The following is a 26,472-nucleotide window of genomic DNA, read 5'->3' on the forward strand; positions in this document are numbered from 1 at the left end:
AAGCCGGCGCAGTCGCCCGCCGCATAGATCCCCGACACCGGCGTCCGCGACACCCGGTCCACCCGCAGGTAGCCACCCTTGTCGAGTTCGATGCCGACCTTCTCCAGCCCGAGGCCCTGCGTGTTGGGGACCGAACCAACCGTCATCAGGGCGTGGCTGCCCTCGACGGTGCGGCCGTCCGCGAGGACGACGACGATGCCGTCCTCGGTGCGCTTCACGGCGTCGGCCCTGGCGTGCTTGACGAGGGTGACGCCGCGTTCGGCGAGGACGTCCTCGAGGACGAGGGCGGCGTCGGCGTCCTCACCGGGCAGGACGCGGTCGCGGCTGGACACCAGGGTGACCTTGACACCCATCTCGGTGTAGGCGGACACGAACTCGGCGCCGGTCACACCGGAACCGACGACGACGAGGTGCGAGGGCAGCTCGTCGAGGTCGTAGAGGTCGCGCCACGTCAGGATCCGCTCGCCGTCCGGCTCCGCCCCGGGGATCACCCGGGGGCTCGCGCCGGTGGCGATGAGGACGACGTCGGCGTCGAGTGTCTTCTTCTCGCCGTTCTCGAGGGTCGCGCACACCTGGTGCGACGCCATGCCGAGCCGCTGGTCGGTGAGCTCCGCGGTGCCCGAGAGCAGTTCGACACCCACGGTCTGCAGGCGGGTGCGGATGTCGGAGGACTGCGCCTGCGCGAGGCTCTTCACGCGGGCGTGGATCTGCGGCAGAGCGACCGTGGCCTGCTCCGGATCGAGCGCAATCCCCAGGTCGGTGGCGCGGCGCATGTCGGTGCGCACGCCGGTGGAGGCGATGAAGGTCTTGGACGGCACGCAGTCGAACAGAACGCAGGCGCCGCCCACGCCGTCCGAATCGATCAAGGAGACGGAGGCGCCGTGCTGTGCGGCCACCAACGCTGCCTCGTATCCGGCAGGCCCGCCACCAATGATCACGATTCGGGTCATCTGTCCTCCAATTCACCTGACGACCGGGGTCTCCGGCCGGCTTTTCCTACGATCGCAGCGCGTCGTGTCGTGCACTGCATGCAACAGATTACTAGCCACCGTTTAGGCTTGCCGCCGTGTCGATCTATGCCGCCTACGGGTCCAACATGCATCCCGAGCAGATGTTGCAGCGCTGCCCTCATTCGCCGATGGCGGGGACGGGCTGGCTGCACGGCTGGCGACTGACGTTCAGTGGCGGGGACATCGGCTGGGAGGGCGCACTCGCCACCGTGGTCGAGGACCCCGATTCCAAGGTGTTCGTCGTGCTCTACGACGTCCCTGAGGAGGACGAGGTCAGCCTCGACCGATGGGAGGGCTCCGAACTCGGCATCCACCGCAAGATCCGCGTCCGCGTGGACACCGACGGCGAACCCGAACTCGCGTGGTTGTACGTGCTCGACGCGTACGAGGGCGGTCTGCCGTCGGCCCGCTACCTCGGGGTGATGGCCGACGCCGCAGAGATCGCCGGGGCCCCCGCCGACTACGTGCGCGACCTGCGCACCCGCAACAGCCGCAACGTCGGTCCGGGCACCGAATAGCGCCTAACGCTGCGCCTCGGCCAGCACCAGGCTCGACAGCACCCGCACGCCGACGCCGAGCGCCCGCTCGTCCAGATCGAACGTGGGCTGGTGGATGTCGAGTTGCTCGCCGACGCCCGACCAGACGCCGAGCCGGGCCATCGCGCCGGGAACTTCTTCGAGATACCAGGAGAAGTCCTCGCCGCCGCCCGACTGCGGCGTGTCGGCGAGGGCGTCCGGACCGACGGTGCGGATCGCGTCCTCGAACATGCGCGTCGACACCTCGTCGTTGACGACGGGCGGGACGCCGCGGCGGTAGTTCAGCTGATACCGCACCCCGGTGGGCGCGAGGAGGCCGTGGACGATCTCCCGGACCAGCGGCTCGAGCATCTCCCACGTCTCGTGATCGCCGGTCCGCACGGTGCCGGTCATCATTCCGGTCTGCGGGATGGCGTTGGGGGCCCGGCCTGCGCTCACGGCGCCCCACACCATGACGGTGCCGGTGCGCGGGTCGATCCGCCTGCTGAGCATGCCCGGCAATCCGGTCACGACGGTGCCCAGCGCGAACACGAGGTCGGTGGTCAGGTGCGGACGGGACGTGTGGCCGCCCGGCGAGTCGAGCACGACCTCGACCGTGTCGGCCGCGGACGTGATCGCGCCGAGCCGTACCCCGACCCGACCGGCCGCCAGTCGCGGATCGCAGTGGAGGGCGAAGATCCTCGACACACCTTCGAGCCGTCCGGCCGCGACGACCTCCAGCGCACCCCCGGGCATGACCTCCTCGGCGGGCTGGAAGATCAGCCGGACACCCACCGGCAGGTCGGGGATCTCGCTGAGGGCCAGACCGGTTCCCAGCAGGATGGTGGTGTGCGCGTCGTGCCCGCAGGCGTGCGACACGCCCGGCACCGTCGACGAGTACGTGGCGCCGGTGAGTTCCTGGAGCGGGAGCGCGTCCATGTCGGCGCGCAACGCGATGCGGGGACCGTCCGACGGCCCCAGATCGCACGTGAGCCCCGTTCCCCCGGGAAGCAGTTCGGGTGACAGTCCCGCCGCGGCCAGGCGGGTGGCCACGAATTCCGTCGTCGCGTACTCGTGTCGTGCGAGTTCGGGATTGGCGTGGATGTGCCGTCGCCACCGGGACAGTTCGTCGGTGTGAGCGAGAATCCATTTGTCGACTGCCGCGTTCACCGGCGATCAACTCCTTCCAACAGCCGCACCCGCTGTGTGTCGTCCGTTGCAGCGCGAACTGCCGTGCGCGCCAGGGCAATCGCTCCGTCGATCACGGCCAGGTCGGCGGATTCGGTGATGCACGCCGCCGCGAACTGCGGCTGATGCGTCACCGCACCTCCCGAGTCGAGGCCGATGATGGGGTGGATTCCGGGCAGGACGTTGGTGACGTTGCCCATGTCGGTGCTGCCCAGCGGACGGACGCCCTCCCATTCGAGCGGCAGCGGGGTCCGCCCCATGTCGACGATCTGCTCCCGGTACGTCGCCACCAGCCAGGGATCCGGCGTCAGTTCCGTGTACGTGGGCGACACCGTGCGGATCTCGTGGGTGCACCCGGTGGCGAGTGCCCCGGCCGCGAAGCACGCTTCCGCGCGGGCCGTCAGCTCGGACAGCGCCCATGCCGTCTCGGCGCGCAGGTAGTACAGCATTTCGGAACGGGCGGGAACGATGTTGGGCGCGGTTCCGCCGTCGGAGACGATGCCGTGGATCTGCTGTCCCGGCGAGAGATGTTGGCGCAGTAAGCCGATGCCGACCTGGGCGACGGTCGCGGCGTCGGCGGCGTTGCGACCGAACTCCGGCGCGGCCGACGCGTGCGCTTCGCGGCCGTTGAACGTGACCGCGATGTCGGCCAGTGCGAGCGACGTCGCACCCGTGATGTCGATCGGACCCGGATGCACCATCAGGGCGGCCGCGACCCCGTCGAAGACCCCCTTCTCGAGCATGGCGATCTTGCCGCCGCCGCTCTCCTCCGCGGGTGTCCCGATGACCCGCACCGTGATCCCGAGCCGTTCGGCCACCGTGGCGAGCGCGACTCCGGCGCCGACCGCGGACGCCGCGATGATGTTGTGCCCGCACGCGTGCCCGATCTCCGGCAGCGCGTCGTATTCGGCGCAGATGCCCAGGACGAGGTCGCCGCTGCCGAACGTGGCGTCGAACGCCGTCGGCAGGTCCGCGATGCCCGTGCGCACGTCGAACCCGCTGCGTTTGAGCAGTTCGGTGATCTTCGCGACGCTCCGGAACTCCTCGAACGCGAGTTCCGGTTCGCTGTGGATCGAATGGGACAGCGCAATCAGATCGGTCTCGATTGACCTGACCGCCGCCTCGACATCCGCATTCACGTGCTCATTCTCTCACCCGAAGCTGAAGTTGCTCTTGTCCGTCGCCGTGGCGAGCGCGGCGAGGGCGTCGTGATGGATTCCGCGCTTGATTCCGGCCAGGTTGGCGCCGCGGGTGGCGGTGAGCGCGGCGGCCCGTTCCACGGCGGCGGAGAGGACGGCGTCTCCCTCCTCGATCTGGTCGACGATGCCCGCGGCGAGCGCGTCGGAACCGCCGAAACGGCGACCCGTCGTCATCGCCTCGACGGCGGTCTGCTTGGGCAGGCGCGTGTTCAGCAGCGCCGACATCCCCACCGTGAACGGCATGTTCAGCGACACCTCGGGGAGGCAGTAGAACCCGCGGTCGGCGCGCATCACACGGAAGTCGTGGGAGGTGGCGAGCATCGCGCCGGCACCGAAACTGTGGCCCTGGACGGCGGCGACGGTGGCCATCGGGAACGCGAGCAGGCGGCTGTAGATCGTGTGCACGCGGTCGAGGTATTCCGGGAGTTTGTCCGTGTTGGCGAAGATCCACGTGGTGTCCAGACCGTTCGTGAAGAACTTGCCCGTCGCGGTCGTCACCAGCGCTGCGGGACCCTCGTGGGCTTCGACCTCGTCGAGCGCGGCGTGGGTGGCGTCGATCCAATCCGGATGGAAGCGGTTCTCGTTGTCCGTCTCGCCCTCGGTGCCGAGGTACAGGATGAATACGTCGCCGTCGCGATCGAGATAGGGCATGAGTGGAAGACTATCGCCTCATGGGAACGCCAGACGCCGCGGCCGCCGCGCTCGCCGCGCACACGAATTGCGCCGAACACTCGATCGCCGTCGTCCTCGGATCGGGGTGGAATGCCGCCGCCGACCGGTTCGGCGAATCACTCTGCACCGTCCCGATGGCCGACCTCCCGGGGTTCACGCCGCCGTCCGCCGCGGGGCACGCCGGAACGATCCGCTCCGTGAAGGTGGGCGGCAAGCGGGTCCTCGTCCTGCTCGGCCGCACCCACGCCTACGAGGGCCATCCGCTGTCGTCCGTCGTCCACCCGGTGCGCACGGCCATCGCCGCCGGGGCGTCGACCGTCATCCTGACGAACGCCGCCGGCGGGATCCGCGAGGACTTCACCGTCGGACAGCCGGTGCTGATCAGCGATCATCTCAACCTCACGGCCCGGTCACCACTGGTCGGCGCCGAGTTCGTGGACCTCGTCGACGCGTACGACCCCGAACTGCGGGCCCTCGCCCGCGACATCGACGGATCACTCAGCGAAGGCGTCTACGCCGGTCTGCCGGGCCCGCACTACGAGACCCCGGCCGAGATCCGCATGCTGCGGACGATCGGTGCCGACCTCGTCGGCATGTCCACCGTCCACGAGACGATCGCGGCGCGAGCACTCGGCGCCCGCGTCCTCGGGATCTCGATGGTGACGAACCTCGCGGCGGGCATCACCGGCGAGCACCTGAACCACGAGGAGGTCCTCGCGGCGGGCCGGGCGTCCGCCGATCGCATGGGCGGGCTCCTGCGAGAACTGGTGGAGCGCGTGTGAACGATCCGATCGCGGACTGGATCGACGCCGACCCCGACCCCGGCACCCGCGCGGAACTCGCGAACCTGTCCGCCGGCGAACTCGCCGATCGCTTCGCCGCGCCGCTGAGTTTCGGGACCGCAGGACTGCGCGGCCCGGTGCGGGCGGGCCCGAACGGCATGAACCTCGCCGTCGTGATCCGCACGACCGCCGGGCTGGGCGCGTGGTTGAAGGATCGCTGCCTGGGCGGCTCCACCGTCGTCGTCGGGCGCGACGCGCGGCACGGATCGGAGAAGTTCGCCGTCGCCGCCGCGGAAGTGCTGGCGGGCGCAGGTTTCTCGGTCGTCCTCCTCCCCCGACCCCTGCCCACACCGATCGTCGCGTTCGCGGTCCGCCGCCTCCGGGCCGCGGCAGGCGTGCAGATCACCGCCTCCCACAATCCTGCCGCCGACAACGGGTACAAGGTCTACCTCGACGGCGGCGCCCAGCTGATCTCGCCGTCCGACCGGGAGATCGAGGCGGCGATCACCAGGATCGGGCGGGCCGACCTCGTTCCCCGGACGCCGGTGACACCGGCGTCCGGGGAACTCCTCGACCGCTACGTCGACCGGGTCGCGTCCCTGCCGAGGGGCGAGTCGCGATCCGTGCGGATCGCGCTCACCGCCATGCACGGCGTCGGCGGCGAGACCGCGCTCGCCGCACTGAAATCCGCCGGGTTCACCGACGTCCACACCGTCGCCGCGCAGTTCGACCCCGACCCGGACTTCCCGACCGTCGAGTTCCCGAATCCGGAGGAACCGGGCGCCTCGGATGCCGTCCTCGCGCTCGCCGCGGACGTCGACGCCGACCTCGCGCTGGCCCTGGACCCCGACGCGGATCGGTGCGCGGTCGGTGTGCGCGGGCCGGACGGCTGGCGGATGCTCCGCGGAGACGAGACGGGGGTGCTGCTCGGCGACCACGTCCTCGCGTCCGCCCCCTCGGATTCACTCGTCGCGACGACGATCGTCTCGTCGGCACTCCTCGGGAAGCTGGCCGCGGCCCGCGGCGCCCGTTTCGCCCGGACCCTCACCGGCTTCAAGTGGCTCGTCCGGGCGGGCGAGGGTCTCGTGTACGCGTACGAAGAGGCGATCGGTCACTGCGTCGACCCGGAGTCGGTGCGCGACAAGGACGGCATCTCCGCGGCGGTGATGGCCGCCGACCTCGCGGCGACCCTGCGGGCGGAGGGGTCGACACTCCTCGACCGGCTGGACGACTACGCGCTCGAATTCGGGTTGCACGCCGGAGACCAGGTGTCGCGTCGCGTCACCGACCTCGCGGACATCGCCGAGATGATGCGGCGGCTGCGGGCGGAACTGCCGGCCGAACTGGCCGGCGAGCCCGTCGAGGCCACCGATCTGGCGGCACTGCGCGGGCAGTCCCGCACCGACGCCGTGGTCCTCACCGGGTCGACGGTCCGAGTGGTCGTGCGCCCCTCCGGGACCGAACCCAAGCTCAAGTGCTACCTGGAGGTGGTCGTCCCGGTGCCGGATCGGTCGGCGCTACCCGCGGCACGCGAGGCGGCCGCGGCGCGGTTGAACCTGTTGCGGGAGTTCGCCGAAGCCCTGTAGCCGAGGCGTCAGCGCGGTCCGAACTGCCGGTCCCCGGCGTCGCCGAGGCCGGGAACGATGAACGCGTCCCCGTTCAGCCCCTCGTCGACCGCCGCCGTGACGAGTCGCACGGGATGACCGGACGCCGTGAGCGCGGCAACACCTTCGGGCGCCGCGACGACGCACACGGCGGTGACGTCCGTGGCACCGCGGGCGACGAGCAGGTCGATCGTGTGCACCATCGAACCGCCGGTCGCCAGCATCGGGTCGAGGACGTACACCGGGATGCCCGACAGGTCCGCCGGGAGCGACTCGAGATACGGCACCGGCAGATGCGTCTGCTCGTCCCGGGCCATGCCGACGAAACCGACTCGCGCCTGCGGGATCAGGCTGCTGGCCTGCTCGACCATGCCCAGCCCGGCGCGCAGGACCGGGACGAGCAGCGGCGGATGGCTGAGCCGCACTCCGTCGGTCGTCGCGATGGGGGTGACCACGTCGAACGTGTCGACCGGAGCCTCGCGCATCGCCTCGTACACCAGCATGTGGGTCAGCCTTCGCAAGGCGGCACGGAATGTGGCATTGTCGCTGCGCGCATCGCGCATCGTGGTCAGGAGGACCGCTGCGAGCGGGTGGTCGACGACGTGCGTGTTCATGCTCGAAGAATAAGGGGGCGCGGGTCGGGATTTCGCAGGAGCGCGATTCTCGGCGAATCGGGGGGTGGAACCGGATCGGTGTCCTCCGCGTCCAATATGGTGACCGGTATCAAATCCGACTGGGGGGATGACGATGAACGACTTGAGGGCGGATACCGCGAGTATCGCCGAGTTCGCGGCCACGGCCGCGACCATGTCCGTGGAGATGCAGGCCGCGGGTCTCGGGGCCGCCGCCGCGGGACCGCTGCTGCTCGGACCGGTCTTCGGGGTGATCGGGGGCGATTTCGTCGCCGCATTCGCCACGGCGCACGCCGCGCACCTGACTTCCATCGAGAAGCTGTCCGGCGTGCTCGGCGGAATCAGTGCGACCGCGCTCGCCAATGCCGCCGCGTACGAGGGCACCGAGGTGGCCACGACGGCCGCGCTCGCCGCCGGCGCGGTCGGGCTGGAGGCCTGACCGTGATCCCCATCGATCTCCTCACCCGCCCGATCCTCGATCTGCTCGGCGCGTTCGGCAGCGGAGTCCTCCCTTCAGGCGGTCCCGCCGACGCCTTGCGCGCGTCCTCGGTCGCCATCGACGCGGTGCACGACACCGGACGCACCGGCATCAGCTCGATCTACGGCGACTGGCAGGGCAAGGGCGGCACCGGTGCGATCGTGAAGACCGAGGAGGCGCAGCGGGCGACGGTCGCGGTCTCTGATCGCGGCAACGACATGGCCGCCGTCGTCGCCGAGGCGTCCGAGATCGTCCGGGCCGGAATGCTGCAGTTGCAGGAGATCCTGCAGTCGTTCATCGCCCTCGCGGTCGCGGCCGGACCCGCCCTGGCCACCCCGCCAGGTCAGGCGATGATCGTCGCGGCGGCACTCGACCACCTCGGCCGGGCCACCGCCGTCGTCGCGAAGGTGCGGGCAGAACTCGCCGAGCAGACCGGAAAGATGGTCACCCTCACCCCGGCCGAAGACGTTCCGTCCGCGCCCGCCGCCACCGCGCCCGCGAGCACGACCGCCGCGAGCACGGCGCCCGCCTCCGCCGCCCCCGTCACACCCGCCGGGTCCGACGCGGTGAGCCGCGCCGCGTCCGGGTTCGCGAGTTCCTCGGGGACGTCACCGATGTCCGGCCTGACGAACATCGCCGCCCCGGCCGCGCACTCGTCCGGCGGACGCGCAGCGGGTGGGTCCCGGGCGGATTCCCTCACCGGCAGATCGGGAGGCACCGGTCACGGGCCGTCCACCTCGGACCCCGCGCACGGCGGCGAGGGCGTCGAGGTTGTCCTGCCCGACGGCAGCACCGCCGTCGCCCCCAACAAGGAGGCGGCCGACGCCGTGCGCAACGCGCTGTCGCAGCAAGGCGTCCCGTATGTCTGGGGCGGGACGTCGCCCGGCGAGGGCCTCGACTGCAGCGGGCTGACGCAGTGGGCGTACGGCGAAGCGGGCGTGGGTCTTCCGCGCCTGGCGCAGGAACAGAACGTCGGCACCGCCGTCGACCCGGGCGACCTGATGCCCGGCGACCTCGCCGTCTGGGACGGCCACGTGGCGATGGTGATCGGCAACGGCCAGCTCGTCGAGGCCGGTGATCCCGTGCAGGTCGGCCCGATCCGAACCAGCAACAGCGGCATGGGCTTCTACGGCTTCTACCGACCCACGGAATGACAGGAATCATGTTTCCTCCCACCCCGCCCCCGGCCGGTACCACGGCCGCAATCAGCAATCGCTCCGGCACCGTCTCGGTCCGGACCACCGAGCAGGGTCTGCCGCTCGAACTCCGCATCGATCCCCGCGAACTCCGGTACGGCGGCCAGCGGCTCGCGGACGAGATCCTGACCCTGTGCCGGCGCTCGGCGATGGAGGCCGGCGCGCGCCGCCGCGACGAACTCGCCCGTGACGGTATGCCCGCCGACATCCTCGACAAGCTCGGCCTGCCCACCCGCGCCGACGTCGCCGCCGCGCAAGCGATCGAGGACGAGGAAGAACCCACCCCGACGAGCTGGATGCGACCACTGTGAGCGAACACGACATGGATGCGATCGTCGGCCGGGCCACCGAGCAGGTGAATCTCCTGGAAGAGGCCCTCGCCGGGCTGCAGTCGATCACGGCGCGGGCGTCGAGCGAGTCCGATCAGGTGACGGCCGAGGTCGACGGGAACGGCACGTTGACCGGTCTGTGGATGGACGACTCCATCTCGAGCCTCGACGCCCGCACTCTCGCGGCGATGATCACGAGCACCACGCAGGAGGCGGCCCGGCTCGCCACCGAACAGCGCACCCGGGTCATGACGGCGCTGCAGGACGGGTTCGGGAAGGTGTGACGGTCACTCGCCGACAGCGTCGCGGTCGCCGCGGCACGGCGGCGACGGGCATCGGAAACGGTCCGCACACAGCCCGGGTATAACTTTGGCCGCGGGGTCGATAGGCTTCGCGCCATGGCTGGAGACATCGTCCCGATCGAACTCGGTCTCACCGACGGCGACCTCGTGACACTGTGGGCACCACGGTGGCGTGAGGGCGACGACGAGTGGGAAGCATTCCTTGGTCACGAGGAAGACCTGTACGGGTTCGAATCAGTGGCAGAACTCGCTGCCTTCATCCGCACCAATACCGACAACGACCTCGTCGAGCACCCCGCGTGGGGTGTGGTGTCCGGGCTCTCCGCTGCCGAGCTCGAGCCCGACGAGAACTTCTGCTTCGACCTGATCGGTGTGCCCGAGCTGGCGGCGAGCGACCCCGACGCCGTCGTCGTGAGCGAACTCGAAGACACGCTCAACATGGTGCGCAACATCGGTGAAGTCTGCGAACTGGACGTGATCACCAAATTCTTCAGCGCGAACCCCATTCTCGGCGCGCTCCCCGCAGGCGCCAGCGCATTCGAGGGACGCGAGGGCGAGGAACTGTGGGCGCAGATCGGCACCGCGATCGCGAAGGGCTGGGATGATGTTCTCGACGCCGTCGACAACATCGTCGCCACCCCCGAGGTGGACGCCGAGGCGGTAGCCGTGGCCGAGGCCGAACTGGTAGCCGCCGACGAGAACACTGTCGACGTGGACGACGTCGCCGAGGAGGCCGAGGAAGACGAGGAGTTCGTCGCGCTCGACCTGAACACCGTGGACGACGAGGAAGAAGAAGACGACTCGTTCTGGGGTGCGGTCGGTGTCGACCCCGTCAAGATCATCACATCCGGGGAGACGTACTTCACACTCCGGTGCTACCTCGACGACGAGGCGATCTTCCTCGGGCGCGACGGCGCGATCTTCGTGTTCACGTCCGAGCGGGCACTGGCCCGGTACCTCGCCGACAACCACGAGCACGCCCTCGCGCAGGTCAGCACGTACGAGGAGATCCAGGTGGCGGCCGTCGACGGGTCGCTCGAGGTCGAGGTCACCGACGAGAACGTGTACGTTCTGCCCGGTCTCGCCGACGACCTGGCCGCAGGCCCGGAGTCGGTCGACGCGGACCAACTGGACCTCGCCGTCGAATTGTTCACCGATGCAGCCGATTTCGCCGACGACGATTCGGTGGAGACCGCGCTCGTGTCGTCCGACCCGCTGGGCTGGTACGTCTCGTTCGTCCTCAACCCGGACCCGACGCGGATGGCGCCGAGCGCGCCCTTCGACGCCGAGGCCGAGGCGTGGCGGAAGCTCGAGCGGGAGTTCGAGGCCCGCCTGCGGAAGGTCTGACAGGCGGTCAGCCCACCAGCACGGCGAATCCCGGCTTGATCACCTCGTCGATCAGCTGCAGCCGCTGATCGAACGGGATGAAGGCCGACTTCATCGCATTGATGGTGTAGCGCTCGAGATCCGTCCAGCCGTAGCCGAACGTCTCGACCAGGCGGAGCATCTCCTGGCTCATGCTGGTGTCGCTCATCAGTCGGTTGTCGGTGTTGACGGTGACGCGGAACCGCAACCGGGCGAGCAGGTCGAACGGATGGTTCTCGAGCGCGTCCACGGCCCCGGTCTGGACGTTGGAGCTGGGACACAGTTCGAGGGGAATCCTCTTGTCCCGCACATAGTTCGCCAGCTTGCCGAGCACCGGGACGCCGTCGGTGCCGATCGTGATGTCATCGGTGATCCGGACTCCGTGACCGAGGCGGTCCGTGCCGCAGAACGCGATGGCCTCGTGAATGGACGGCAGGCCGAACGCCTCACCCGCGTGAATGGTGAAGTGGGCATTGCTGCCCCGCATGTACTCGAAGGCGTCGAGGTGGCGGCTGGGCGGATTGCCGGCCTCGGCGCCTGCGATGTCGAATCCGACGACGCCGCGGTCCCGGAACCGGATCGCCAGTTCCGCGATCTCCCGGGACCGTGCCGCATGCCGCATCGCGGTGAGCAGGACGCCGATCCGGATGTTCTGGCCGCGCACCTCCGCCGCGGACTCCCCGGCCTCGAATCCGAGCAGGACCTGTTCCACCACCTCGTCCAGAGTCAGCCCCTCTTCGAGGTGCTGTTCCGGGGCGAACCGGACCTCGGCGTAGACCACGCCGTCGTCGGCGAGGTCCTCGGCGCATTCCCGGGCGACGCGTTCGAGCCCGGCCCGTGTCTGCATGACGGCGACGGTGTGGGCGAACGTCTCGAGATACCGCTCGAGCGAACCGCTGTCCGCTGCCTCCCGGAACCACGTGGCGAGTGCGGGCGCGGTGTCGGCGGGCAGCGCGTCGTAGCCGCAGTCGCGGGCGAGTTCGAGAACCGTCTCGGGCCGGAGACCTCCGTCGAGATGGTCGTGCAGCAACACCTTCGGCGCTCGGCGCAGGGCCGACAGATCCAGTGCGGTCATGGGACGACGTTAGCGTGAGGGATCCTCAATCCGCTCGATGACGAGCGGTGTGATCACCGGCGGCGCGTCGGCCACGACGGTCCAGGCTTCGGAAAGTGCGGCTTTCGCCGCGGCGAACCGTTCGGGCGTGTCGGTGTGCAGCGTGACGAGCGGGGTGCCGACCGACACCGTCTCCCCCGGCTTCGCGTGCAGTTCGATGCCGGCCCCCGCCTGCACCGGTTCGCCCTGCCGGGTGCGGCCCGCGCCGAGCCGCCAGGCGGCGAGCCCGACTGCCATGGCGTCGAGGCCGCACACCACACCGTCCGACTCGGAGAGCAGCACCTCGGTGTGCCGGGCCGTCGGCAGCGCGGCGTAGGGGTCGCCGCCCTGGGCGGCGATCATTCTCCGCCAGCGGTCCATGGCGGAGCCGTCCCGCAGCTTGTCGGCCGGGTCGACGCCGTCGATTCCGGCTGCCTTCAACATTTCTCGCGCGAGTTCGAGGGTCAGTTCCACGACGTCGGACGGGCCGCCCCCGGCGAGCACCTCCAGCGATTCCCGCACCTCCAGCGCATTGCCCGCGGTGTGGCCGAGGGGCGCGTCCATCGCCGTGAGCAGTGCCATCGTCCGCACCCCGGCGTCGTTCCCAAGATCGACCATCGTCTGGGCCAGCTCGCGTGCGTCGTCGAGCTTCTTCATGAACGCACCCGAACCGACCTTCACGTCGAGGACCAGCGCGCCGGTGCCCTCCGCGATCTTCTTGCTCATGATCGAACTGGCGATCAGGGGAATCGACTCGACGGTCCCGGTGACGTCCCGCAGTGCGTACAACCGCCGGTCCGCCGGGGCCAGGTCGGAGCTCGCGGCGCACACGACGGCGCCGACCTCGGGGTCGGACAGGATCTCGGCCATCTCCGACGTGTCGAGGTCGGCGCGCCAGCCCGGGATCGACTCGAGCTTGTCGAGGGTTCCGCCGGTGTGGCCCAGCCCGCGTCCCGACAGCTGCGGCACCGCGGCGCCGCACGCGGCGACCAGTGGTGCGAGCGGGAGCGTGATCTTGTCGCCCACACCACCCGTCGAGTGCTTGTCCACGGTGGGGCGGCCGAGGTGGGTGAAGTCGAGGCGGTGACCGGACGAGATCATCGCCGTGGTCCAGCGGCTCACCTCCTCGCGCGTCATCCCGCGAAAGAAGATCGCCATCGCCAGAGCCGACATCTGCTCGTCGGCCACGACACCCCGGGTGAATGCCTCCACCACCCAGTCGATCTCTGCACCGGACAATTCTCGGCCGTCGCGCTTGGCGGCGATGATCGACGAGGCGTCATGCATGGCTGATTCTCCCCTTCTCCTCCGGACCGAAAGCGTCCGGCAGCAGCTGTTCCAATGGGCGCACGCCGGCCCGGTGGTCGACGAGCAGTCCGGGGCCGCCGTGCTCGAAGAGAATCTGCCGGCAGCGTCCGCACGGCATGAGTATGTCGCCACTCGCGTCACAGCAGGTGAAGGCGATTAATCGCCCGCCGCCGCCCGCAAACAAGTTACCGACCAGTACGCACTCGGCGCAGAGCCCCAAACCGTATGAGACATTTTCCACATTGCATCCGACGACGATTCGTCCATCGTCCACGAGCGCCGCCGACCCCACCGCGAACCCGGAGTAGGGCGCGTAGGCCCTCTCCATCACCTCACGCGCGTTGGCGCGCAACAGTTTCCAATCGATCTCGACCATGGTTACCCATCCAATCACGTGGGCTGAATGGATGCAGAGAATCGCCCGGGACGGCCCGATCCGTATTGGAGAGGCAAACCTAAGTTCATTTGCAGGGGCGGTACGAACCCCGACTCGAATTAGTTCCCGCGTTTCTGTTGGGTTTAGAGTTCAGAGAAGTCGGTTCAGGATCACGTCGGGTCCCCAGTTGTGGTATGTCCGCAACGCTGCGCAGACTCGACACGTCCACCAATGACGTTGGAGGCACAGCACTCGATGAGTACTACGACTGAAGCCGCTCCGGCCAAGGAGCGCACACGGTCGCTTTACCGGGGCGACCCCGGAATGTGGTCCTGGGTTTTGCACCGGATCACAGGCGTAATGACGTTCTTCTTCCTATTCGTGCACGTGCTGGACACCGCGCTCGTGCGGGTGAATCCCGACACGTACGACAGTGTCATCGAGACCTACAAGAACCCGATCGTCGGGCTCATGGAGCTCGCTCTCGTCGCCGCGGTGCTGTACCACGCACTGAACGGTGTCCGGGTGATGCTGGTGGATTTCTGGTCCAAGGGACCGCAGTACCAGCGCCTGATGCTCTGGGTAATCCTCGCGATCTGGTTCCTGGTGATGATCCCGGGCGCAGGCCGCATCTTCTACAACATGTTTGCGGGGCACTGACATGACGACAGAAGCCAAGAGTCTCGGCAAGACCTACGACCGTCCCGCCAGCCTGGACAACCCGCGCTCTCCGCGCCGGACCTCGAAGAACAACTTCGAGCTGTACGCCTGGCTGTTCATGCGGTTCTCCGGTCTCGCACTGATCTTCCTCGTGCTCGGCCACCTCTTCATCATGCTGATGCTCGACGACGGTGTGCACCGCATCAACTTCGCGTTCGTCGCAGGCCGCTGGTCCAGCCCGTTCTGGCAGTTCTGGGACCTCACCATGCTGTGGCTTGCCCAGCTGCACGGCGGAAACGGACTCCGCACGGTCATCGCGGACTACTCCCGCAAGGACTCCACGCGCTTCTGGCTGACCACGATCCTCGTTCTCTCGATGATCCTGATCATGGGCCTCGGCACGTACGTCATCTTCACCTTCGACCCCAATATCTCGGCGAGCTAGGGGAGCACAGACTTCATGCAGGAACACCGTTATGACGTGGTCATCGTCGGTGCCGGCGGCGCCGGCATGCGCGCAGCGATCGAGGCCGGTCCCCGCGCCCGCACCGCGGTACTGACCAAGCTCTACCCCACCCGCAGCCACACCGGCGCGGCCCAGGGCGGCATGTGCGCCGCGCTGGCGAACGTGGAGGAAGACAACTGGGAGTGGCACACCTTCGACACGGTCAAGGGCGGCGACTACCTCGCCGACCAGGACGCCGTCGAGATCATGGCCAAGGAGGCCATCGACGCGGTGCTCGACCTCGAGAAGATGGGTCTGCCGTTCAACCGCACGCCCGAGGGCAAGATCGACCAGCGTCGTTTCGGTGGTCACACCCGCGATCACGGTAAGGCCCCCGTGCGCCGCGCATGTTATGCCGCGGACCGCACCGGTCACATGATCCTGCAGACGCTCTACCAGAACTGCGTCAAGCACGACGTGGAGTTCTTCAACGAGTTCTACGCCCTCGACATCGCGATCACCGAGACGGAGAACGGTCCCGTCGCCACCGGTGTCATCGCCTACGAGCTGGCCACCGGCGAGATCCACGTCTTCCACGCGAAGTCCATCGTGTTCGCCACCGGCGGCTCGGGACGCATGTACAAGACGACGTCCAACGCGCACACCCTCACCGGCGACGGCATGGGCATCATCTTCCGCAAGGGCCTCCCGCTGGAGGACATGGAGTTCCACCAGTTCCATCCGACAGGCCTGGCCGGGCTCGGCATCCTCATCTCCGAGGCCGTGCGCGGTGAGGGCGGAATCCTCCGCAACGCCGACGGCGAGCGGTTCATGGAGCGCTACGCCCCCACCATCAAGGACCTCGCACCCCGTGACATCGTGGCGCGGTCGATGGTTCTCGAGGTGCTCGAGGGACGCGGCGCGGGACCGAACAAGGATTACGTCTACATCGACGTGACCCACATCCCCGAGGAAGTCCTCGACGAGAAGCTCCCCGACATCATGGAGTTCTCCCGCACCTACCTCGGTGTGGACCCGGTCAAGGAACCCGTGCCGGTGTACCCCACCTGCCACTACGTCATGGGCGGCATCCCCACCAGGATCAACGGTGAGGTCCTCCGCAACAACGACGAGATCGTCCAGGGCCTGTACGCCGCCGGCGAGTGCGCCTGCGTCTCCGTCCACGGCGCGAACCGTCTCGGCACCAACTCGCTGCTCGACATCAACGTCTTCGGACGCCGCGCCGGCATCGCCGCCGCCGAGCACGCCAACAACAGCGAGTTCATCGCCCTGCCGGAGACGCCCGAGAAGATGGTCGACGAGTGGATGGAAACCATCCTGTCGGACCACGGTCACGAGCGGGTCGCGGACATCCGCAGCGAGCTGCAGCAGTCGATGGACAACAACGCCTCGGTGTTCCGCACGGAAGAGCGCCTCACCCAGGCACTCAAGGACGTGCGCGCGCTGAAGGAGCGCTACAACCACATCACGGTGCAGGACAAGGGCAAGCGCTACAACAGCGACCTGCTCGAGGCCGTCGAGCTCGGCTTCCTCCTCGAAATGGCGGAGGTCACCGTCGTCGGCGCGCTGAACCGCAAGGAATCGCGCGGCGGCCACGCCCGCGAGGACTTCCCGGACCGCAACGACGCCGAGTACATGAAGCACACGATGGCATACAAGGAGGGCGACGGCCTGCTCTCCGACATCCGTCTCGACTACAAGCCGGTAGTCCAGACCCGCTACGAGCCGATGGAGCGTAAGTACTGATGAGCGCACCTGCAGTCGACAAGAGCGAGAACAAGTCGGATCTCCCTCCCGTTCCCGAGGGCGCCGTCATGGTCACCCTCAAGATCGCGCGGATGAACCCGGAGTCCGGCGAGGGTCAGCACTGGGACAGCTTCCAGGTTCCGGCGCTGCCGACGGACCGCATGCTGAACCTGCTCCTGTACGTGAAGGGCTACCTCGACGGCACCCTGACGTTCCGCCGCAGCTGCGCCCACGGCGTGTGCGGTTCGGACGCGATGCGGATCAACGGCGTCAACCGTCTGGCCTGCAAGCTCCTCATGAAGGACATGCTGCCCAAGGACGGCAAGCCGGTCACGATCACCGTCGAGCCCATCAAGGGCCTGCCGGTGGAGAAGGACCTCGTCGTCGACATGGAGCCCTTCTTCGACGCGTTCCGCGCCGTGAAGCCGTTCCTCATCACCACCGGCAACGAGCCCACCCGTGAGCGCATCCAGTCGCAGCACGACCGGGCCCGTTTCGACGACACCACGAAGTGCATCCTGTGTGCCTGCTGCACCACGTCGTGCCCGGTGTACTGGAGCGACGGCAGCTACTTCGGTCCCGCTGCCATCGTCAACGCGCACCGCTTCATCTTCGACAGCCGTGACGAGGGTGCGTCGGAGCGTCTCGACATCCTCAACGACAAGGACGGCGTCTGGCGTTGCCGGACCACGTTCAACTGCACCGACGCGTGCCCCCGCGGCATCCAGGTGACGAAGGCGATCCAGGAAGTCAAGCGCGCGCTGCTCTTCGCACGCTGACTCCAGGTCGTCCGAGCACGTTCCAGGGCGCCCCCGGCCACTTCGGCCGGGGGCGCCCTGCGTCGTGTCCAAGCTCACCGTCCGCGCCGTCCCACGGTGAGATCCCCGCGCTAGTGTCGAGAACGGATGCTCCCGACGAAGAGCGAGGTTCACACATGACGCAGTCGCCCACTCCCGCGGTGGTCACGGTCACCGGAGCGGCAGGCAGTATCGGTTACGCGGCGCTGTTCCGGATCGCCGCGGGCGCGATGCTCGGCCCCGACACCCCGATTCGACTGCGGCTCTTGGAAATTCCGTCCGCCGTGTCCGCGGTCGAAGGCACCGCGATGGAACTCGACGACAGCGCGTTCCCTCTCCTTCGCGACGTCGAGGTCCACGACGACCCGAAGCGGGGTTTCGACGGCACCGACGTGGCCCTGCTCATCGGATCACGTCCCCGGTCCAAGGGGATGGAGCGCGGCGACCTGCTAGCCGCGAACGGGCAGATCTTCACCGTGCAGGGTCGCGCGATCAATCAGGTTGCCGCGGAGGGCGTCCGGGTGCTGGTCGTGGGCAACCCGGCCAACACCAATGCGCTGGTCGCCGCGAACAACGCCCCCGACGTGCCCGCGGATCGGTTCACGGCGCTGACCCGGCTCGACCACAACCGCGCGATCGCCCAGCTGGCACGGCACTCCGGCGCCGCGGTCAAGGACATCAGCCGGGTCACGATTTGGGGCAACCACTCGAGCACCCAGTACCCCGACATCTTCCACGCGCGGGTCGGGGACCGGTCCGGCGCCGAGTTCGCCGCGGACCGCGAATGGCTCACCGGCGACTTCATTCCCACCGTCGCGAACCGGGGCAGCGCGATCATCGAGGCCCGCGGCGCATCATCCGCGGCCTCCGCCGCCAATGCCGCGATCGACCACGTGCACGACTGGGTGCTCGGCACCCCCGACGACGACTGGACGTCCGTGGCGCTGCCATCCACCGGCGCCTACGGAGTGCCGGAGGGGCTCGTGAGCTCGTTCCCGGTCCGCTCGGTCGACGGGGCCTTGCGGGTCGTGGAGGGGCTGGAGATCGACGACTTCTCGCGGAAGCGGATCGACGCGTCGGTGGCCGAACTCGAATCCGAACGCGACGCCGTCCGGGGCATGGGTTTCATCTGACCCGGGCCGTCCGCGCCTCGGCACGGGGCACGGGGCACGGACGTCACGAATGCGTGTCGACACGCGTCCGTTTTCGGAACCGGCCCGGTCATCGCATACGCTGCCTCTTCGATGATGTGGCGTCGAGTGTGTACCGCGGTAGTGTCCGGAACCCTGCTGGCCGGACTCTCGGTGAGCGCTGCCGGGGCGATCCCGCCCCCGGGCCCCCCCTCCCCCACCTCGGCGCCGTTCACCACCCCCAACACCGACGACTGCCCGCACCGCTCGGCGCCGGCCCCCGCGATCGACCTGTCCGAGGTGCCGCAGCCCGGTGATCCGGCACCGACCGCCGTTTCCGTGCCCGACGAGCCGGTGGGCGGGCCGAAACTCGCCGAATGCGGGGTGACGCTTCCCGACGGCGCCCCCGCGCTGCCCGCCGACATCGCGGCGTCCGGCTGGGTGCTGGCCGACATCGACACCGGCGACGTGCTCGCGGCGAAGGACCCGCACGGCCGGTACCGGCCGGCCAGCACCATCAAGATGCTGCTCGCGCTCGTGGCGCTGGACGAACTGGATCTCGACAAGACCGTGACCGCCACCGCCGAGGACGCCGCCGTGGAGGGCAGCGCGGTCGGGATCGGCAAGAACGGTCAGTACACGAACCGGCAGCTGATGCAGGGCCTCGTGATGGCGTCGGGGAACGACGCCGCCCACCTCCTCGCCCGGCAACTCGGCGGCGACGCCGCGACGGTCGAGAAGATGAACCGTCTCGCCGACACCCTCGGCGCTCACGACACGAGGACCGCGACCCCGTCCGGACTCGACGGGCCCGGCATGAGCAGTTCGCCGTTCGACCTCGCGCTGATCTTCCACAACGCGATGAAGAACCCGACGTTCGCGGAGCTGATCTCCACGGAAACCGTTCAGTTCCCGGGCTTCCCGAAGGATCCCGCGATCCCGGAAGACCAGGACCGGCCGCCGTTCGCACTCGCCAACGACAACCAACTGCTCTACAACTACCCGGGCGCGCTGGGCGGCAAGACCGGATTCACCGACGATGCCCGCCACACGTACGTCGGCGGCGCCGACCACGACGGCCGCCGCCTGATGGTGACACTGATGGGAGCCGAGGCGCAGCCGATCCGAACCTGGGAACAGGCGGCGCGACTGCTGGACTACGGGTTCGCCCTCGACCGCGACACAAGGGTGGGGTCGCTCGAGGACCTGTACCCGGCCGAGGACGGGTCGGACGCGGTCCTTGCCGCACCGCCGCAACAGGATTCGGCCGCCGCCACGAGTTCCGTCGTCGCCTCCGGTTCCGACCACCCCGACCACACGCTGGCCCTGCGGGCGGGCGTGGGGATCGTCGGGGCGGCCATCGTCGTCGTGCTGGTGCTCTGCGCACGCCGGCTGTCCCGCAGGCGCTGACGCTCCCCGATCAGCGCTTGCTGCGGGTGAACAGTCCGGACAAGCCGAGCGCGGCGAGGGCACCCACACCGACCAGCGCGAGTCCCCCACGCACCCCCGGACCCTCGTGGACCTCGATCCGCGGCGTGATGACGGCGGGATCCGGTGGCGGCACGAACGCGAGCGCCATGCTGGCCCTGGTGGTCGCGGCCCACGCCGTCGAGAAGAGCAGCATCCGGCAGGTCAGGTAGATGAACACGAGCAGACCGATGATCGGGCCGAACGCCACTCCTGCCGGACCGGCGGTGACCGCCGTGAGATAGATGGCGCCGACCTGCTTGAAGATCTCGAACACCACGGCCGCGAGCAGGGCCGCCTTGATCGCACTGCGGAACGTCACGGGCTCCCGGGGCAGCCGGGCGATCACCCAGGCGAACACCGCCCACGTCGCGACCAGCGAGAGCACGGTCGACAGTGCGCGCAGTCCGGCGTCGACGCCGGTCACCTCGTCGAGGTTGAGCACCTCGACCACCGTGCGGGCCACCGGACCGCTGCTCAACGCGGACGATCCGATCGAGACGATCATCGCCAGGCCCAGCCCGAGCAGAGCACCCGCGTCGCCCAGCTTGGTGCGCACGAATCCCTTCGATTCGCGCTGGCTCTCCCACATCGCCGTGAGCGCGTCACGCAGGTTCGCCATCCACCCCAGACCGGCGTAGGCGGCGCCGAGCAGACCGAGGATACCGACGCTGGCGCGGGACGCGATCGCCGAATCGATGATGGTGTTGAGCGTGTCACCGAGACTTCCGGGCACGTTCTTCGTGATGCCGTCCTGGAGTTCCTGCAGCAACTCCGGCTGCCCGGCGAGCACGAAACCGGCGATGGCGAACGCGACCATCAGGATCGGAATCAGTGCGAGCACACTGAAATACGTGATACCCGCCGCGTAGTAGTCACCCTTCTGATTCTGGTACCGCTGAGCGGCCCGCATCAGATGGTCGAACCAGGGGCGCGCTGCCCGCTGCTTGTCGAGAAAACTCGGTTCGTCAGCCACAGTGCTATCCCTTCGGTGTCAAAAACCCTACCTTCTCGTACACGGCCGCCAACGTCTGCGACGACACTTCACGGGCACGGTGGGCACCGGCCGCGATGACCCGATCGAGTTCCGCCTCGTCCGAGAGGTACCCCTCCACTTTCGCTTTCAACGGTGTCACGAATTCGGCGAGAACGTCGGCCGTATCGGTTTTCAGGTCGCCGTAGCCCTTGCCCTCGTACCCGGCGACCAACGTCTCGACGGGGGTGCCGGACAATGCCGACTGGATGGTGAGCAGGTTGCTCACACCGGGCTTGGCCTGCGGGTCGTACCGGATCTCCCGCTCGTTGTCGGTGACCGCGGACTTGATCTTCTTCGCCGATACCTTGGGATCGTCGAGCAGGTTGATCAGGCCGGCCGGGCTCGGACCCGATTTGCTCATCTTCGACGTCGGATCCTGCAGGTCGTAGATCTTGGCGGTGCCCTTGATGATCTGGGCCTCGGGAATGACGAACGCCTTCCCGAAGCGGGTGTTGAACCGCTGGGCGAGGTCGCGGGCCAGTTCGAGGTGCTGACGCTGGTCCTCACCGACGGGAACCCGCTGCGGGCGGTACAGCAGGATGTCGGCGGCCATCAGCACCGGATACGTGAACAAGCCGACACTGGCGTTCTCACTGCCCTGCTTCGACGACTTGTCCTTGAACTGCGTCATGCGACTGGCCTCACCGAAACCGGTGATGCAGTTGAGAACCCACGCCAGCTGCGCGTGCTCGGGGACCTGACTCTGGACGAACAGCGTGGCGCGGTCGGGATCGATTCCCAGCGCCAGCAACTGTGCCGCCGCGATCTTCGTGCGGCGGCGCAGTTCCTTCGGGTCCTGCGCCACCGTGATCGCGTGCAGGTCGGGGATGAAGTAGAACGCGTCGAAGTCGTCCTGCAAAGGCACCCACTGCTGCAGAGCACCCAGGAAGTTGCCGAGGTGGAACGAGTCGGCGGTGGGCTGGATGCCGGAGAGCACCCGCGGTTTCGCGGTGGGTTTCTGAGCTGCAGGGGTCGACATGAGTATTGATCTTTTCACGTGTGCCGTGACGACACGAATCAGATACCGCCCGTCACCGGTACTGGACGGTGACCGGCGCGTGATCGGACCACCGCTGGTCGTAGGTTTCGGCGCGCTCGACGACGGCCTGCTTGGCGCGCTCCGCCAGTTCGCGGGTGGCGATCTGGTAGTCGATGCGCCAGCCGGAGTCGTTGTCGAACGCCTTCCCGCGGTACGACCACCACGAGTACGGTCCCGCGACGTCCGGTTCGAGCAGGCGCACGACGTCGGACCAGTGCGCGTCCTCCGCGAAGAGCGCGGACATCCACTCCCGCTCGTGGGGCAGGAATCCGGAGTTCTTCTTGTTCGTCTTCCAGTTCTTCAGGTCGAGTTCGGTGTGGGCGATGTTCCAGTCGCCGCAGACCACGACGTGCCTGCCTGCCGCGACGGCGGCCGCGGCGGTGGCTGTGAGGTAGCGGGCGAAAGAGTCCATGAACCGCTCCTTCTCCTCCTGCCGGGGTGTCTGGGCCTCACCCGACGGCAGGTACAGACTCGCCACGGTCAGGTCGTCGAAGTCTGCCTCGATGTAGCGGCCCGCGGCCGCGAACTCCTCGTCGCCGTGCCCGACGCGAACGGCGTCGGCCGGCTTCCGGGACAGGATCGCGACGCCGTTGCGCCCCTTCGATGACGGTTCCGCCGACGCCAGGTTCCATCCGCCCTCCAGGGCGGGCGCGAGGGTCTCGGCGAGCTGCTCGTCGGATGCCCGCGTCTCCTGCAGGCAGACGACGTCGGCCTCCGTGCGCTCCATCCACTCGGTGAGTCCCTTGCGGGCGGCCGCGCGGACTCCGTTGACATTGACGGTGGTGATGATGTGTGGCACGGCAAGCACGGTAGCGGACGCGTACGACAGCGCGGCTACCGAGACGAACGGGCGCTGCGGCGTTCCAGCGCGACGGCCACGGTGAGGACGACGAGGCCCGCGACGGCGAGCAGCGCACCGACCGCGGCGGGCGCCGTGTAGCCGTAACCGGCGGCGATGACGACGCCACCGATCCACGCTCCGAACGCGTTCGCGATATTGAGGGCCGCGTGGTTGAGCGACGCGGCGAGAGTCTGGGCGTCGGCGGCGACGTCCATCAGCCGGGTCTGCAGTCCGGGAACCATCGACGCGCCCGCGGCGCCGACGAAGAACACCAGCAGCAGCGCCGTGTACGGGTTGTGCGAGGCGATCACGAAGATGCCGAGCACCACCCCGAGCGCCGTCATCGCGGCGAACAGACCGGGAACCAGGGCCCTGTCGGCGAGCCTGCCACCGATCAGATTGCCCGCGACCATGCCCAGCCCGTAGATCATCAGGGCCAGCGGCACCAGCGACCGCGACAGCCCGGCGACGTCGGTGAGGGTCGTGCTGATGTAGGTGTAGACGGCGAACATGCCACCGAATCCGACCATGCCGATGATCAGCGTCATCCACACCTGCGCGCGCCGCAGGGCACCGAGTTCGGTGAGGGGATTCGTCATCCGCATGGCGGCGAGCGCGGGCACCCACGACCAGATCGCGCCCAGCGTCACGACACCGATCAGCGCGACGAGTGCGAACGCGCTGCGCCAGCCGAGGGTCTGACCCAGCCACGAGGCGACGGGCACGCCGACGACGTTCGCCACCGACAGACCCATCATGACGAGCGCGACCGCCCGGGCCCGCTGTCCTCGCTCGGCGAGATGCGCCGCCACCAGGGCCGCGAGGCCGAAGTACGCGCCGTGCGGGAGGCCCGCGACGAACCGCGCGGCCATCAGAACCCCGTAGTTCGGTGCGAACACGGTGGCGGCGTTGCCGATCGTGAACGCCGCCATCAACGCGATCAGCAGCGTCTTGCGGGGCACCCGCGCGGTGAGTGCGGCGATGAGCGGCGCCCCCACCACCACACCCAGGGCGTACGCCGAGATGACGTGCCCGGCCGTCGGCTCGGTGATCCCGAGGCTCGACGCCATCTCGGGAAGCAGTCCCATCGCCACGAACTCGGTGGTGCCGATCCCGAAGCCGCCGAGCGCGAGCGCGATCATGGCGAGCTTGCGGACGGACGGATGTTGCGCGATGACACCGAGGTGCTCGGGACGGACCGGGGTGGAAGTGCTCACAGCAGAACTTTCGACTAGGCAGAAATACGACTTCGCGGCGCACGGCGCCTCGTTGCGCAACGACCCACACCGGAATTCTCTTCCCCGGATTCCGGTTTTCGCGCCGCGAGCGGCCGTGAGATGACTCACCCGGTCCCGGAGACGCGAAACGGGACACCCCGGCGAGGGGGCGTCCCGTTTCGTACTGCTGTGGCGCGAGTGCCTACTGCTCGGCGATGGCCTTCTGGAGGTTGATGTCCAGCGCACCGAGGAATTCCTCGGTGGTCAGGTAACCCTGGTCGCCGCCGACCAGCATCGCGAGGTCCTTCGTCATCTGGCCACCCTCCACGGTCTTGATGACCACGTCTTCGAGCTTCTGAGCGAAGCCGATGACGTCGGGGGTGTTGTCCAGCTTGCCGCGGTGCTCGAGTCCACGGGTCCACGCGAAGATCGACGCGATGGGGTTGGTGGACGTCGGCTTGCCCTGCTGGTGCTGACGGAAGTGACGCGTCACGGTGCCGTGCGCGGCCTCGGCCTCACACGTCTTTCCGTCCGGGGTCAGCAGCACGGAGGTCATGAGGCCGAGCGATCCGAAGCCCTGCGCGACGGTATCGGACTGGACGTCGCCGTCGTAGTTCTTGCAGGCCCAGACGTAGCCGCCCTCCCACTTGAGCGCCGACGCGACCATGTCGTCGATGAGGCGGTGCTCGTAGGTGAGTCCGGCCGCGTCGAACTCCGGCTTGAACTCGGTCTCGTAGACGTGCTGGAAGATGTCCTTGAACGCGCCGTCGTACGCCTTGAGGATGGTGTTCTTGGTCGACAGGTACACCGGGTAGTTCTGCTGCAGGCCGTAGTTGAGCGAGGCGCGCGCGAAGTCCTCGATGGACTTGGTGAAGTTGTACTGACCCTGGACGACGCCGCCGCCTTCGGGGAAGTTCACCAATTCGTGCTCGATCGGCTCGCTGCCGTCCTCGGGCGTGTAGGTGATCATCACCTTGCCGGGGCCGGGGACCTTGAAGTCGGTGGCGCGGTACTGGTCGCCGAAGGCGTGACGGCCGATGATGATCGGCTTCGTCCAGCCCGGAACCAGTCGCGGAACGTTGGAGATGATGATCGGCGCGCGGAAGATCGTGCCACCGAGGATGTTGCGGATGGTGCCGTTGGGCGACCGCCACATCTTCTTGAGGCCGAATTCCTCGACGCGTGCCTCGTCCGGGGTGATCGTCGCGCACTTGACGCCGACGCCGTGCTTCTTGATGGCGTTGGCCGCGTCGACGGTGACCTGGTCGTCGGTCTCGTCCCGGTACTCGATACCGAGGTCGTAGTACTCCAGGTTCACATCCAGGTAGGGATGGATCAGCTTGTCTTTGATGAACTGCCAGATGATGCGTGTCATCTCGTCGCCGTCGAGTTCGACGACGGTGCCCTCAACCTTGATTTTGGACATGGGTGCTTCGCGTCCTCCTAGGAAAATTCCCTGGTTACACGGTTGCGGGCGCACTTCGTGAGTGGGTCCGCGAACGGTTCGCTTATCAAACGTAGACGGTCGATGCGGCCGCCGGGGAGACCGCAGTTAAACAAGACAAGCGTACTGCTATAGCCGGGACGCGCAAGATCTGGGTGCAAAATTCCACGCCTACTGGCGGGTAACTTTCGCCTGCTAGCAGGCCTGATCGGTGCCGTTTCCGGTCGTTCCACCCCAGCCGCTAAGATTCGACAGAGGTCATGAGTGCCAGCAACGAGCCCCGGCTAGCTGGCCGGCAACCCTCCGCCGCGGTGGGGTGCCCCGGGTGATGACCTGGTTTCCTGATTCATACAACAGTCGGGTGACAAGCGCGGGTCCGACATCGGAGGTTCATGATGCGTTGTTGTTGTCGTAGATAGAGCCCAGACAAGCCCTGTGCGCGAACGAACCAGATTGTCGTCCGCGCCTCGTCAGACCACTGGAGTAGACAGCACATGACCGAGAACTGGTCGTTCGAGACCAAGCAGATCCACGCCGGGCAGACGTCCGACGCGACCACCAAGGCGCGGGCGCTGCCGAT

The 26,472-nt window shown here is 68.2% G+C and carries 27 protein-coding genes and 1 riboswitch; of the genes, 14 read left to right on the forward strand and 13 right to left on the reverse strand.

The features are described 5' to 3' along the window. A partial coding sequence (locus MLGJGCBP_RS01845) for an NAD(P)H-quinone dehydrogenase (RefSeq protein WP_160093841.1) occupies window positions 1-950 on the reverse strand: 950 nt, incomplete at its 3' end. Between the two features lie 116 nt (window positions 951-1,066). Between MLGJGCBP_RS01845 and MLGJGCBP_RS01850 the strand changes: the two genes are divergently transcribed. Next, window positions 1,067-1,528, forward strand: coding sequence for a gamma-glutamylcyclotransferase (locus MLGJGCBP_RS01850; protein ID WP_087558375.1), 462 nt, complete (start codon window positions 1,067-1,069; stop codon window positions 1,526-1,528). Between the two features lie 3 nt (window positions 1,529-1,531). Here MLGJGCBP_RS01850 and MLGJGCBP_RS01855 read toward each other — a convergent pair whose 3' ends face one another. The 3 genes from MLGJGCBP_RS01855 to MLGJGCBP_RS01865 are packed head-to-tail and all read right to left on the reverse strand — an operon-like array spanning window position 1,532 to window position 4,563. Further along, on the reverse strand, window positions 1,532-2,695 hold the full coding sequence (locus MLGJGCBP_RS01855) for a M20 family metallopeptidase (RefSeq protein WP_160093842.1): 1,164 nt from the start codon (window positions 2,693-2,695) through the stop codon (window positions 1,532-1,534). Then, window positions 2,692-3,852, reverse strand: coding sequence for a M20 family metallopeptidase (locus MLGJGCBP_RS01860; protein WP_087558377.1), 1,161 nt, complete (start codon window positions 3,850-3,852; stop codon window positions 2,692-2,694). Before MLGJGCBP_RS01860 ends, MLGJGCBP_RS01855 begins: the two co-directional genes overlap by 4 nt. Before the next feature lie 12 nt (window positions 3,853-3,864). Next, on the reverse strand, window positions 3,865-4,563 hold the full coding sequence (locus MLGJGCBP_RS01865; protein WP_160093843.1) for an enoyl-CoA hydratase/isomerase family protein: 699 nt from the start codon (window positions 4,561-4,563) through the stop codon (window positions 3,865-3,867). A 20-nt stretch (window positions 4,564-4,583) separates the two neighbouring features. On the opposite strand from MLGJGCBP_RS01865, the gene MLGJGCBP_RS01870 reads away from it, so the two are divergent. Together MLGJGCBP_RS01870 and MLGJGCBP_RS01875 are read left to right on the forward strand one after the other, a co-directional pair. Further along, window positions 4,584-5,366, forward strand: a complete 783-nt coding sequence (locus MLGJGCBP_RS01870) for a purine-nucleoside phosphorylase (RefSeq protein WP_160093844.1) — start codon at window positions 4,584-4,586, stop codon at window positions 5,364-5,366. Beyond that, window positions 5,363-6,952, forward strand: a complete 1,590-nt coding sequence (locus MLGJGCBP_RS01875) for a phospho-sugar mutase (protein ID WP_160093845.1) — start codon at window positions 5,363-5,365, stop codon at window positions 6,950-6,952. The genes MLGJGCBP_RS01870 and MLGJGCBP_RS01875 overlap by 4 nt, the downstream gene beginning before the upstream one ends. A gap of 8 nt (window positions 6,953-6,960) precedes the next feature. Here the strand turns inward: MLGJGCBP_RS01875 and upp are convergent, their stop codons facing one another. Then, complete coding sequence (gene upp, locus MLGJGCBP_RS01880; protein WP_087558380.1) at window positions 6,961-7,584, reverse strand: uracil phosphoribosyltransferase; 624 nt, start codon at window positions 7,582-7,584, stop codon at window positions 6,961-6,963. Between the two features lie 133 nt (window positions 7,585-7,717). On the opposite strand from upp, the gene MLGJGCBP_RS01885 reads away from it, so the two are divergent. The 5 genes from MLGJGCBP_RS01885 (at window position 7,718) to MLGJGCBP_RS01905 (ending at window position 11,254) form a co-directional block, all read left to right on the forward strand. Continuing rightward, on the forward strand, window positions 7,718-8,041 hold the full coding sequence (locus tag MLGJGCBP_RS01885; protein ID WP_179220245.1) for a type VII secretion target: 324 nt from the start codon (window positions 7,718-7,720) through the stop codon (window positions 8,039-8,041). A gap of 2 nt (window positions 8,042-8,043) precedes the next feature. Then, window positions 8,044-9,234, forward strand: coding sequence for a C40 family peptidase (locus MLGJGCBP_RS01890; protein ID WP_160093846.1), 1,191 nt, complete (start codon window positions 8,044-8,046; stop codon window positions 9,232-9,234). An 8-nt stretch (window positions 9,235-9,242) separates the two neighbouring features. After that, window positions 9,243-9,587, forward strand: coding sequence for a hypothetical protein (locus MLGJGCBP_RS01895; RefSeq protein ID WP_160093847.1), 345 nt, complete (start codon window positions 9,243-9,245; stop codon window positions 9,585-9,587). Further along, complete coding sequence (locus MLGJGCBP_RS01900; RefSeq protein WP_015890015.1) at window positions 9,584-9,889, forward strand: YbaB/EbfC family nucleoid-associated protein; 306 nt, start codon at window positions 9,584-9,586, stop codon at window positions 9,887-9,889. Before MLGJGCBP_RS01895 ends, MLGJGCBP_RS01900 begins: the two co-directional genes overlap by 4 nt. Window positions 9,890-10,003: 114 nt before the next feature. Beyond that, window positions 10,004-11,254 (forward strand): primosomal protein, encoded by a 1,251-nt coding sequence (locus MLGJGCBP_RS01905; RefSeq protein ID WP_087558384.1) that lies wholly within the window; start codon window positions 10,004-10,006, stop codon window positions 11,252-11,254. 7 nt (window positions 11,255-11,261) lie between these two features. Here the strand turns inward: MLGJGCBP_RS01905 and MLGJGCBP_RS01910 are convergent, their stop codons facing one another. Genes MLGJGCBP_RS01910 through MLGJGCBP_RS01920 form a run of 3 tightly spaced genes read right to left on the reverse strand, consistent with a single transcriptional unit; the run spans window position 11,262 to window position 14,049 of the window. After that, window positions 11,262-12,347: an adenosine deaminase gene (locus MLGJGCBP_RS01910; protein ID WP_160093848.1), complete on the reverse strand. Its 1,086-nt coding sequence runs from the start codon at window positions 12,345-12,347 to the stop codon at window positions 11,262-11,264. 9 nt (window positions 12,348-12,356) lie between these two features. Next, on the reverse strand, window positions 12,357-13,652 hold the full coding sequence (locus MLGJGCBP_RS01915) for a thymidine phosphorylase (protein ID WP_160093849.1): 1,296 nt from the start codon (window positions 13,650-13,652) through the stop codon (window positions 12,357-12,359). Beyond that, complete coding sequence (locus MLGJGCBP_RS01920) at window positions 13,645-14,049, reverse strand: cytidine deaminase (RefSeq protein ID WP_160093850.1); 405 nt, start codon at window positions 14,047-14,049, stop codon at window positions 13,645-13,647. Before MLGJGCBP_RS01920 ends, MLGJGCBP_RS01915 begins: the two co-directional genes overlap by 8 nt. A gap of 255 nt (window positions 14,050-14,304) precedes the next feature. Between MLGJGCBP_RS01920 and sdhC the strand changes: the two genes are divergently transcribed. From sdhC to MLGJGCBP_RS01950, 6 genes are all read left to right on the forward strand, one after another. Then, window positions 14,305-14,709: a succinate dehydrogenase, cytochrome b556 subunit gene (gene sdhC / locus MLGJGCBP_RS01925; RefSeq protein ID WP_005239889.1), complete on the forward strand. Its 405-nt coding sequence runs from the start codon at window positions 14,305-14,307 to the stop codon at window positions 14,707-14,709. Window position 14,710: 1 nt separating this feature from the next. Further along, window positions 14,711-15,154 (forward strand): succinate dehydrogenase hydrophobic membrane anchor subunit, encoded by a 444-nt coding sequence (locus tag MLGJGCBP_RS01930; protein WP_005239887.1) that lies wholly within the window; start codon window positions 14,711-14,713, stop codon window positions 15,152-15,154. Between the two features lie 15 nt (window positions 15,155-15,169). Next, entirely contained in the window at window positions 15,170-16,921 is a 1,752-nt protein-coding gene (sdhA, locus tag MLGJGCBP_RS01935; protein WP_087558388.1) for a succinate dehydrogenase flavoprotein subunit, read from the forward strand. Continuing rightward, complete coding sequence (locus MLGJGCBP_RS01940) at window positions 16,921-17,700, forward strand: succinate dehydrogenase iron-sulfur subunit (protein WP_005256985.1); 780 nt, start codon at window positions 16,921-16,923, stop codon at window positions 17,698-17,700. Before sdhA ends, MLGJGCBP_RS01940 begins: the two co-directional genes overlap by 1 nt. Before the next feature lie 155 nt (window positions 17,701-17,855). Beyond that, window positions 17,856-18,851 carry a malate dehydrogenase gene (locus MLGJGCBP_RS01945; protein ID WP_160093851.1) on the forward strand — a complete coding sequence of 332 codons (996 nt, stop codon included), beginning with the start codon at window positions 17,856-17,858 and terminating at the stop codon, window positions 18,849-18,851. 126 nt (window positions 18,852-18,977) lie between these two features. Further along, entirely contained in the window at window positions 18,978-20,258 is a 1,281-nt protein-coding gene (locus MLGJGCBP_RS01950) for a D-alanyl-D-alanine carboxypeptidase family protein (RefSeq protein WP_160093852.1), read from the forward strand. A 10-nt stretch (window positions 20,259-20,268) separates the two neighbouring features. Here MLGJGCBP_RS01950 and yhjD read toward each other — a convergent pair whose 3' ends face one another. The 5 genes from yhjD to MLGJGCBP_RS01975 all read right to left on the reverse strand — a co-directional run bounded on the left by yhjD (window position 20,269) and on the right by MLGJGCBP_RS01975 (window position 25,874). Continuing rightward, window positions 20,269-21,291 carry an inner membrane protein YhjD gene (gene yhjD, locus MLGJGCBP_RS01955; RefSeq protein WP_160093853.1) on the reverse strand — a complete coding sequence of 341 codons (1,023 nt, stop codon included), beginning with the start codon at window positions 21,289-21,291 and terminating at the stop codon, window positions 20,269-20,271. Window positions 21,292-21,295: 4 nt separating this feature from the next. Continuing rightward, window positions 21,296-22,330, reverse strand: coding sequence for a tryptophan--tRNA ligase (gene trpS / locus MLGJGCBP_RS01960; RefSeq protein ID WP_087558392.1), 1,035 nt, complete (start codon window positions 22,328-22,330; stop codon window positions 21,296-21,298). Between the two features lie 52 nt (window positions 22,331-22,382). Next, entirely contained in the window at window positions 22,383-23,189 is an 807-nt protein-coding gene (locus tag MLGJGCBP_RS01965) for an exodeoxyribonuclease III (RefSeq protein WP_087558550.1), read from the reverse strand. A 35-nt stretch (window positions 23,190-23,224) separates the two neighbouring features. Further along, on the reverse strand, window positions 23,225-24,448 hold the full coding sequence (locus tag MLGJGCBP_RS01970; RefSeq protein WP_201452933.1) for an MFS transporter: 1,224 nt from the start codon (window positions 24,446-24,448) through the stop codon (window positions 23,225-23,227). A gap of 202 nt (window positions 24,449-24,650) precedes the next feature. Beyond that, window positions 24,651-25,874 carry an NADP-dependent isocitrate dehydrogenase gene (locus tag MLGJGCBP_RS01975; protein WP_005560536.1) on the reverse strand — a complete coding sequence of 408 codons (1,224 nt, stop codon included), beginning with the start codon at window positions 25,872-25,874 and terminating at the stop codon, window positions 24,651-24,653. Window positions 25,875-26,148: 274 nt separating this feature from the next. Continuing rightward, a riboswitch (SAM riboswitch) is annotated at window positions 26,149-26,269 on the forward strand. Window positions 26,270-26,472: the final 203 nt, after the last annotated feature.

The sequence above is a fragment of the Rhodococcus sp. T7 genome, assembly GCF_009872365.1.
Classification (GTDB): Bacteria; Actinomycetota; Actinomycetes; order Mycobacteriales; family Mycobacteriaceae; genus Rhodococcus_F.

What these genes read in the sequence shown, in the direction of transcription:
- MLGJGCBP_RS01870 (WP_160093844.1), top strand. Translation starts at nt 4,584, where the DNA reads ATGGGAACGCCAGACGCCGCGGCCGCCGCGCTCGCCGCGCACACGAAT.
- MLGJGCBP_RS01905 (WP_087558384.1), top strand. Translation starts at nt 10,004, where the DNA reads ATGGCTGGAGACATCGTCCCGATCGAACTCGGTCTCACCGACGGCGAC.
- MLGJGCBP_RS01895 (WP_160093847.1), top strand. Translation starts at nt 9,243, where the DNA reads ATGTTTCCTCCCACCCCGCCCCCGGCCGGTACCACGGCCGCAATCAGC.
- MLGJGCBP_RS01865 (WP_160093843.1), bottom strand. Translation starts at nt 4,563, where the DNA reads ATGCCCTATCTCGATCGCGACGGCGACGTATTCATCCTGTACCTCGGC.
- upp (WP_087558380.1), bottom strand. Translation starts at nt 7,584, where the DNA reads ATGAACACGCACGTCGTCGACCACCCGCTCGCAGCGGTCCTCCTGACC.
- MLGJGCBP_RS01975 (WP_005560536.1), bottom strand. Translation starts at nt 25,874, where the DNA reads ATGTCCAAAATCAAGGTTGAGGGCACCGTCGTCGAACTCGACGGCGAC.
- MLGJGCBP_RS01920 (WP_160093850.1), bottom strand. Translation starts at nt 14,049, where the DNA reads ATGGTCGAGATCGATTGGAAACTGTTGCGCGCCAACGCGCGTGAGGTG.
- sdhA (WP_087558388.1), top strand. Translation starts at nt 15,170, where the DNA reads ATGCAGGAACACCGTTATGACGTGGTCATCGTCGGTGCCGGCGGCGCC.
- MLGJGCBP_RS01910 (WP_160093848.1), bottom strand. Translation starts at nt 12,347, where the DNA reads ATGACCGCACTGGATCTGTCGGCCCTGCGCCGAGCGCCGAAGGTGTTG.
- MLGJGCBP_RS01930 (WP_005239887.1), top strand. Translation starts at nt 14,711, where the DNA reads ATGACGACAGAAGCCAAGAGTCTCGGCAAGACCTACGACCGTCCCGCC.
- MLGJGCBP_RS01945 (WP_160093851.1), top strand. Translation starts at nt 17,856, where the DNA reads ATGACGCAGTCGCCCACTCCCGCGGTGGTCACGGTCACCGGAGCGGCA.
- MLGJGCBP_RS01885 (WP_179220245.1), top strand. Translation starts at nt 7,718, where the DNA reads ATGAACGACTTGAGGGCGGATACCGCGAGTATCGCCGAGTTCGCGGCC.
- trpS (WP_087558392.1), bottom strand. Translation starts at nt 22,330, where the DNA reads ATGTCGACCCCTGCAGCTCAGAAACCCACCGCGAAACCGCGGGTGCTC.
- sdhC (WP_005239889.1), top strand. Translation starts at nt 14,305, where the DNA reads ATGAGTACTACGACTGAAGCCGCTCCGGCCAAGGAGCGCACACGGTCG.
- MLGJGCBP_RS01915 (WP_160093849.1), bottom strand. Translation starts at nt 13,652, where the DNA reads ATGCATGACGCCTCGTCGATCATCGCCGCCAAGCGCGACGGCCGAGAA.
- MLGJGCBP_RS01940 (WP_005256985.1), top strand. Translation starts at nt 16,921, where the DNA reads ATGAGCGCACCTGCAGTCGACAAGAGCGAGAACAAGTCGGATCTCCCT.